The organism is Corynebacterium sp. KPL4015 (assembly GCF_040225725.1).
In the GTDB taxonomy this organism is placed as follows: Bacteria; Actinomycetota; Actinomycetes; order Mycobacteriales; family Mycobacteriaceae; genus Corynebacterium; species Corynebacterium rhinophilum.
This window is the reverse complement of the sequence record NZ_JBEHGF010000013.1, coordinates 54,154-61,268: the sequence shown is the minus strand read 5'-3', so window position 1 is coordinate 61,268 and position 7,115 is coordinate 54,154. Positions and strand designations below refer to the sequence as shown.

The following is a 7,115-nucleotide window of genomic DNA, read 5'->3' as shown; positions in this document are numbered from 1 at the left end:
CCGATGACTCCGACGACGACAAGTCCGAAGAAAAGGAAGAAACCAAGTCCGAGGACAAGCAGGAAGACAAGGACGAGAAGAAGTCTGACTCTAGCTCCAAGGCTTCTGGCGAGGCCACCGATGTGGAAATGCCAGAACTCGGCGAATCCGTCACCGAGGGCACCATTACCCAGTGGCTCAAGTCCGTCGGCGACACCGTCGAGGTAGACGAACCACTGCTCGAGGTCTCCACCGACAAGGTCGACACCGAAATTCCTTCCCCCGTTGCCGGCACCCTGGTAGAAATCCTCGCCGAAGAAGACGAAACCATCGAGGTCGGCGAAGCCATCGCCCGCGTCGGCGACGAAAACGCCGCACCATCCTCCGACGACTCCGATGACTCCGACGACGACAAGTCCGAAGAAAAGGAAGAAACCAAGTCCGAGGACAAGCAGGAAGACAAGGACGAGCCAGCCAAGGAAGAGAAGAAGGAAGAACCGAAGCAGGATTCTTCCCTGAACACCTCCACCAAGGTCAACAACGGCGATAACGTTCCATACGTCACCCCGTTGGTGCGCAAGTTGGCTGATAAGCACGGCGTGGACCTCAACTCCATTGAGGGCACCGGTGTGGGTGGACGCATCCGCAAGCAAGACGTCCTTTCCGCTGCTGGTGAGGGCGATGCGAAGGCATCGGCAAACGACGATAAGAAGGCTGCTGACTCCCCACGCGCACGCTGGTCCACCAAGTCTGTGGATCCGGAAAAGCAGGAGCTTATCGGCACCACCAAGAAGGTCAACCGCATCCGCGAAATCACCGCTACCAAGATGGTGGAAGCGCTGCAGATTTCCGCACAGCTTACCCACGTGCAGGAAGTCGATATGACTCTTATCTGGGATATGCGCAAGAAGAACAAACAGGCGTTCATTGATAAGTACGGCGCCAACTTGTCCTTCCTGCCGTTCATCGTGAAGGCCACCACGGAGGCTTTGGTCTCCCACCCGAACGTGAACGCCTCCTATGACCCAGAGACCAAGAAGATGACCTACCACGAGGATGTCAACGTCGCCATCGCCGTAGACACCCCGAAGGGTCTGCTCACCCCGGTCATCCACAAGGCACAGAACCTGTCCTTGCCGGAAATCGCGCAGCAGATTGCGGAGCTGGCTGATAAGGCCCGCAATAACAAGCTGAAGCCGAATGACCTGACCGGTGCCACCTTCACCGTGACCAATATCGGTTCCGAGGGCGCACTGCTCGATACCCCGATCCTGGTTCCGCCACAGGCCGGAATCCTGGGTACCGCGGCTATCCAGAAGCGCGCTGTCGTGGTCAACGAGAATGGCCAAGATGCTATCGCCATCCGCCAGATGTGCTTCCTGCCCTTCACCTATGACCACCAGGTCATCGATGGTGCGGACGCAGGCCGCTTCATCACCACCATCAAGGACCGCCTGGAGACTGCAGACTTTGAGGCTGACCTCGATATCTAAAGCAGTTAGCTAACTGGCATACCTCCCGTTCCTTCCGCGCGAAGGGACGGGAGGTTTTGTCATGCCTGGGGTACCGCGCGGGGGTGTAGCGCGTAAACTTCCGGCAAAAATATCAGACGAATTTTATCCCGGCGCTGCAGGATATATTTCACTAATTAGGAGGTAAGCGGGCTACGACACATTTCCCTCGGTGAGTTGCTGCATAAAAGTTTTTCAAGGGCGCTGTTTTTACCGGTTATTAAACATATACTTAGGGGCGGTTAAGACCATTGCACCCGATGAAGGAGACCTCACAGATGGATTTCATCTCCCGCCACCTAGGGCCGGATTCTGCCGAGCAGGCCGCCATGCTCGGCACTGTGGGCTACGACAGCGTGCAGGCGCTTGTCGATGCCGCCATTCCACCCAAGATCCGCGCTACGGAACTTCCCCACTTGCCAGAAGCACTCTCTGAAGACGGGGCACAGACCGCTTTGCGGGAGTTCGCCGATCAAAACACTGTGCTTAAACCCTTCTATGGCCAGGGCTATTCGGACACCCTGACCCCCGCCGTCATCCGCCGCGGCCTGCTTGAGGATGCCGGCTGGTATACCGCGTATACTCCCTACCAGCCTGAGATTTCCCAGGGCCGCTTGGAGGCCTTACTCAACTTCCAGACCATGATCGAATCCCTGACAGGGCTGCCCATCGCGAATGCTTCCCTGTTGGATGAGGCTTCCGCTACCGCCGAGGCGGTCGGATTGATGTCCCGCGCAGTAAAGAAGGGTCGCCGCGTCATACTGGACTCGCGCCTGCACCCGCAGGTGCTCACCGTTGCCGCTGAGCGCGCCCGCGCCATTGACCTCGAGGTAGAGATCGTGGACGTGCGCGAGGGTTTGGTGGGCGAAGACCTCATCGGTGCAGTCATCGCCTACACCGGCACCGAAGGAGAGATTTTTGATCCTTCTGCCGTGATTGAAGAGCTGCACACCCGCGGCGCGCTGGCCTCCGTGGTCACTGACCCGCTGTCCCTGCTGCTTCTTGAAGGCCCCGGAAACTTGGGCGCCGATATCGTTTTGGGCTCGTCTCAGCGCTTTGGTGTACCCCTCTTCTTCGGCGGCCCCCACGCTGCCTACATGGCGGTAACGGATAAACTCAAGCGCCAGATGCCAGGCCGCATCGTCGGCGTCTCCAAGGATGCAGATGGCCGCCCGGCCTACCGCTTGGCACTGCAGACCCGCGAGCAGCACATCCGCCGCGAGCGCGCGACCTCCAATATTTGTACTGCCCAGGCACTTTTGGCCAATGTGGCCTCGATGTACGCCGTCTACCACGGGCCGAAGGGGCTGAAGGACATCGCCGACCGCGTGCACGACTTGGCCTCCTCCTTCGCCCAGTCCATCGTGGATGCCGGCCTGGAAATCACATCGCAGGACTTCTTCGATACCGTCACCGTCAACGGCGTTGACGCGCAGAAGATCAAGGCTGACCTGCAGGATGCAGGCTACTTGGTGCGCGCCATTGGCACCGACAAGGTATCCGTATCCTTCGGCGAATCCGCCACGCAGCGCGATGTCGCACACTTGGCAGAGGCTTTCGGCGCCACCCCGGCTGAGGCAAAATTTGGCCTGCCGGAGAACCTGCAGCGCGCCGAGGAACCGCTGGAGCACGAGATTTTCCACTCCATCCATTCTGAGACCCAGATGCTGCGCTACTTGCGCAAGCTCGCGGACAAGGACTTGGCACTGGACCGCTCCATGATTCCGCTGGGCTCGTGCACCATGAAGCTCAACCCCACCGCGGCCATGGAACCCATCTCCTGGCCAGAATTCGCCGGTATCCACCCATATGCCCCGGAAGAGACCACGACGGGTTGGCGCGCGTTGGTGGAAGAGATCGAAGGCTGGCTCGCCGAGCTTACCGGCTATGCCAAGGTCTCCATCCAGCCCAATGCCGGCTCCCAGGGTGAGTTGGCGGGCTTGCTGGCCATTCGCCGCTACCACGTGGCCAATGGCGATAATGAGCGCGATGTTGTGCTCATCCCGGCCTCCGCACACGGCACCAACGCGGCCTCTGCCACCCTGGCAAACCTGCGCGTCGCCGTGGTCAAGACCGCCGAGGACGGCTCAATTGACGTCGCGGACTTGGAAGAAAAGATCGAAAAGCACGGCAACCACATCGCCGGCATCATGGTCACCTACCCCTCCACCCACGGCGTCTTCGACCCCGAGGTGCGCGATGTTTGCGATAAGGTGCACGCGGTCGGCGGCCAAGTCTACATCGATGGCGCCAACATGAACGCGCTGACCGGTTGGGCTCGTCCGGGCGATTTCGGCGGCGATGTCTCCCACCTCAACCTGCACAAGACCTTCACGATTCCGCACGGTGGCGGCGGCCCGGGCATCGGCCCAGTGGCGGTGGCAGAACACCTCATTCCGTTCCTGCCCAGTGATGCTGCATCCCCTGAGCTTGATGCCACCGCGGAAACCCCTGTTGGCCAGGGCGTTCCCATTACCGGCAGCAAGTACGGCTCCGCCGGTGTCCTGCCTATTTCGTGGGCCTACCTGGCCATGACCGGTGCCGAGGGCCTCGCCGCCGCATCCGGCCACGCAGTGTTGGGCGCTAACTACGTGGCGGCCTCACTCAACGAGTACTTCCCTGTCCTCTACACCGGCAACGAGGGCTTGGTAGCGCACGAGTGCATCATCGATTTGCGCGAGCTTACCGATGCCTCCGGGGTCACCGCCGCCGATGTGGCCAAGCGCCTCATTGACTTCGGCTTCCACGCCCCCACCCTGGCCTTCCCCGTGGCCGGGACCTTGATGATTGAGCCCACCGAGTCTGAGGACAAGGGCGAGCTGGATCGCTTCATCGAAGCCATGCGCACCATCCGTGCCGAAATCCAGGAGATAATCGACGGTGAGGTGGCCTACGAGGACTCCGTTATCCACCACGCACCGTTTACGGCTGAGTCGGTAGCTACCGATAACTGGGAGTACTCCTTCGGCCGTGACAAGGCCGCGTGGCCGGTCAAATCCCTATTGCATAGCTACAAGTATTTCCCACCGGTTCGCCGCCTCGATGAGGCTTACGGCGACCGCAACCTGGTGTGCAGCTGCCCGCCGCCAGAAGCATTCGAGATCGACGATTCCGAGGAGTAACAATGACCGGACTTCTAACCTCCCCGCTCAATGCCAAGCACGAGGAACTCGGCGCTACCTTCACGGCCTTTGGGCCGTGGAATATGCCGCTGAAGTACAACAGCGAGCTGGAAGAACACCGCGCCGTTCGCAACAGCGCAGGCCTGTTTGATCTCTCCCACATGGGTGAAATCTGGGTCAATGGACCCGACGCCGGCAAGTTCTTGTCCTACTCCTTCATCTCTAACCTAGATTCGCTGAAGGTGGGCAAGGCCAAGTACTCCATGATCACCGCTGAAGACGGCGGCATCATCGATGACCTGATTTCCTATCGCTTCGAGGATGAAAAGTTCCTCGTCGTGCCCAACGCCGGCAATGCCGATACCGTCTGGGACGAACTCAATAAGCGCTCCGAGGGCTTCGACGTAGAGCTCAAGAACGAGTCCCGCGACGTTGCCATGATCGCCGTGCAGGGCCCCAAGGCCGCCGAGATCCTCGTCCCGCTGGTAGAGGACAATAAGCAAGAAGCCGTCTACGAGCTGGGCTACTACGCCGCCACGATGGGCAAGGTGGCACGCACCTTCGCCATCATCGCACGCACCGGTTATACCGGCGAGGATGGCTTCGAGCTCATCGTCTACAACTCCGATGCCCCGCAGCTGTGGGAAGAATTGCTCAAAGCGGGCGCGGAATATGACATCAAGCCGTGCGGCCTAGCCGCGCGCGATTCCCTGCGCTTGGAGGCCGGCATGCCGCTCTACGGCAACGAGCTCTCCCGCGATATCACCCCGGTAGAGGCGGGCATGTCGCGCGCCTTTGCCAAGAAAGAAGCTGACTTCGTGGGCGCAGACGTCATCCGCAAGCGCGCCGAGGAGGGCCCACAGGTCTTTATCTCCGGGCTCACCTCGGATCAGCGCCGCGCCGCGCGTGCCGGCGCCGAGGTTTACCTCAATGACACCAAGGTCGGCACCGTCACCTCGGGTCAGCCCTCCCCCACTCTTGGCCACCCAGTGGCCATTGCGCTGCTTGATACCAGCGCGGAGCTCGAACCGGGCACCGCGGTGGAGGTAGAAATCCGCGGCAAGCGTTATCCTTTTGAAGTAACCGCGTTGCCGTTCTACAAGCGCGACAAGTAAGCCACCCGCACACCCTAAAATCTCAGCCCGAAAGGACTACACACCATGTCTAACCTGCCCCAAGACTTTTCCTACTCCGAAGACCACGAATGGGTTAACGCCGCGAAGGACGCCGTAGAAGGCAAGACCGTTCGCATCGGCATCACCTCCGTTGCCGCAGACCGCCTAGGCGAGGTCGTCTTCGCCGAACTGCCTGAGGTAGGCGATACCGTCACCGCCGGCGATTCCTGTGGCGAGGTCGAATCCACCAAGTCCGTATCGGACCTGTTCTCCCCGGTCACCGGCACCGTGAAGGCCGTCAACGATGCCGTTCACGATGACTACGCCGTCATCAACAACGACCCCTTCGGTGAAGGCTGGCTCTTCGAGGTCGAGGTGGATGAAGCAGGCGAGCTCATGGAGGCAGAGGAATACGCCTCCGCTAACGGCCTCGACTAAAAGGCGGTTAGTTCGACGCCCTCGAACATAAAATAAGGCGGGAGGATGCCAAGGCATTCTCCCGCTTTGCTTTTCCCTACCAAAGAAGACGACACTAGAGATTATGACTGCACCACGCGATCCTTTCTTTCCCGCTGAACGCTCCATTCGCGCCTCGGATAACCCCCTTGAAATTCGCCACTTGGGCCGCATGGATTATCAAGAGGCATGGGATTATCAGGCGGAGGTGGCAGCGGCGCGCGCGCAGGACGCGCAGGACGATGTGGTCTTAGTGGTCGAACACCCCAATATCTACACCGCGGGCAAGCGCACGCAGCCTGAGGATATGCCGGATAATGATCTGCCGGTTATCACCGTGGACCGCGGCGGGCGCATTACCTGGCATGGCGAGGGGCAGTTGGTGCTCTATCCCATCATCAAGCTGGCGGAGCCTGTCGATGTCGTCGATTATGTCCGCCGCCTCGAGGAGGCCACCATCCAGGCAGTGCGCGAGATGGGCGTGACTACCGCAGGCCGCATCGACGGCCGCTCTGGGGTGTGGGTGCCTTCTACCACCCAGGCTAAAGATCCTTCCGCCTCGCAGCGCGATCGCAAGATTGCGGCGCTGGGAATCCGCATTACCCGCGGGGTTACCATGCACGGCCTGGCGCTCAACTGCAGCAATACGCTGGAGTATTACGAGCACATCGTGGCCTGTGGCATCGATGATGCAGATATCACGACGCTTTCGCTGGAACTGGGACGCGAGGTCACAATGGAAGAAGCCTCGCAGCCGCTTTTGCGGGCACTTGATGATGCCCTCTCGGGCCGTCTCATCGTCGCCGATCACAGTTTCGGTTCCGCGCCCGATCCCACGAAGCTTGCGAATGAGAAGGCGCGGGAGCGGCGTCGGCAAGCGCAGGCTTAAACCCGGTGGCCCTAGTTTGGGGCTAGCGTGGAATAGTTGTGTG

5 protein-coding genes are annotated in these 7,115 nt (G+C 60.3%); all 5 read left to right on the top strand.

Going from position 1 to position 7,115, the window contains the following annotated elements; translation table 11 throughout:
* A partial coding sequence (gene sucB / locus ABRP64_RS06570) for a 2-oxoglutarate dehydrogenase, E2 component, dihydrolipoamide succinyltransferase (protein WP_349865899.1) occupies positions 1 to 1,472 on the top strand: 1,472 nt, incomplete at its 5' end.
* A 296-nt stretch (positions 1,473 to 1,768) separates the two neighbouring features.
* Positions 1,769 to 4,612 (top strand): aminomethyl-transferring glycine dehydrogenase, encoded by a 2,844-nt coding sequence (gcvP, locus tag ABRP64_RS06565; protein WP_349865903.1) that lies wholly within the window; start codon positions 1,769 to 1,771, stop codon positions 4,610 to 4,612.
* 2 nt (positions 4,613 to 4,614) lie between these two features.
* Entirely contained in the window at positions 4,615 to 5,727 is a 1,113-nt protein-coding gene (gene gcvT / locus ABRP64_RS06560; RefSeq protein ID WP_349865897.1) for a glycine cleavage system aminomethyltransferase GcvT, read from the top strand.
* Between the two features lie 45 nt (positions 5,728 to 5,772).
* Positions 5,773 to 6,165 carry a glycine cleavage system protein GcvH gene (gene gcvH / locus ABRP64_RS06555; RefSeq protein WP_284769478.1) on the top strand — a complete coding sequence of 131 codons (393 nt, stop codon included), beginning with the start codon at positions 5,773 to 5,775 and terminating at the stop codon, positions 6,163 to 6,165.
* A gap of 103 nt (positions 6,166 to 6,268) precedes the next feature.
* The gene (lipB, locus tag ABRP64_RS06550; protein ID WP_284782405.1) at positions 6,269 to 7,072 is read left to right on the top strand and encodes a lipoyl(octanoyl) transferase LipB; all 804 of its coding nucleotides are present in this window, start codon (positions 6,269 to 6,271) and stop codon (positions 7,070 to 7,072) included.
* Positions 7,073 to 7,115: the final 43 nt, after the last annotated feature.

Bases quoted from the DNA above. Each gene is read 5' to 3' on its own strand.
- gcvP (WP_349865903.1), top strand. From the start codon at position 1,769: ATGGATTTCATCTCCCGCCACCTAGGGCCGGATTCTGCCGAGCAGGCC.
- gcvT (WP_349865897.1), top strand. From the start codon at position 4,615: ATGACCGGACTTCTAACCTCCCCGCTCAATGCCAAGCACGAGGAACTC.
- gcvH (WP_284769478.1), top strand. From the start codon at position 5,773: ATGTCTAACCTGCCCCAAGACTTTTCCTACTCCGAAGACCACGAATGG.
- lipB (WP_284782405.1), top strand. From the start codon at position 6,269: ATGACTGCACCACGCGATCCTTTCTTTCCCGCTGAACGCTCCATTCGC.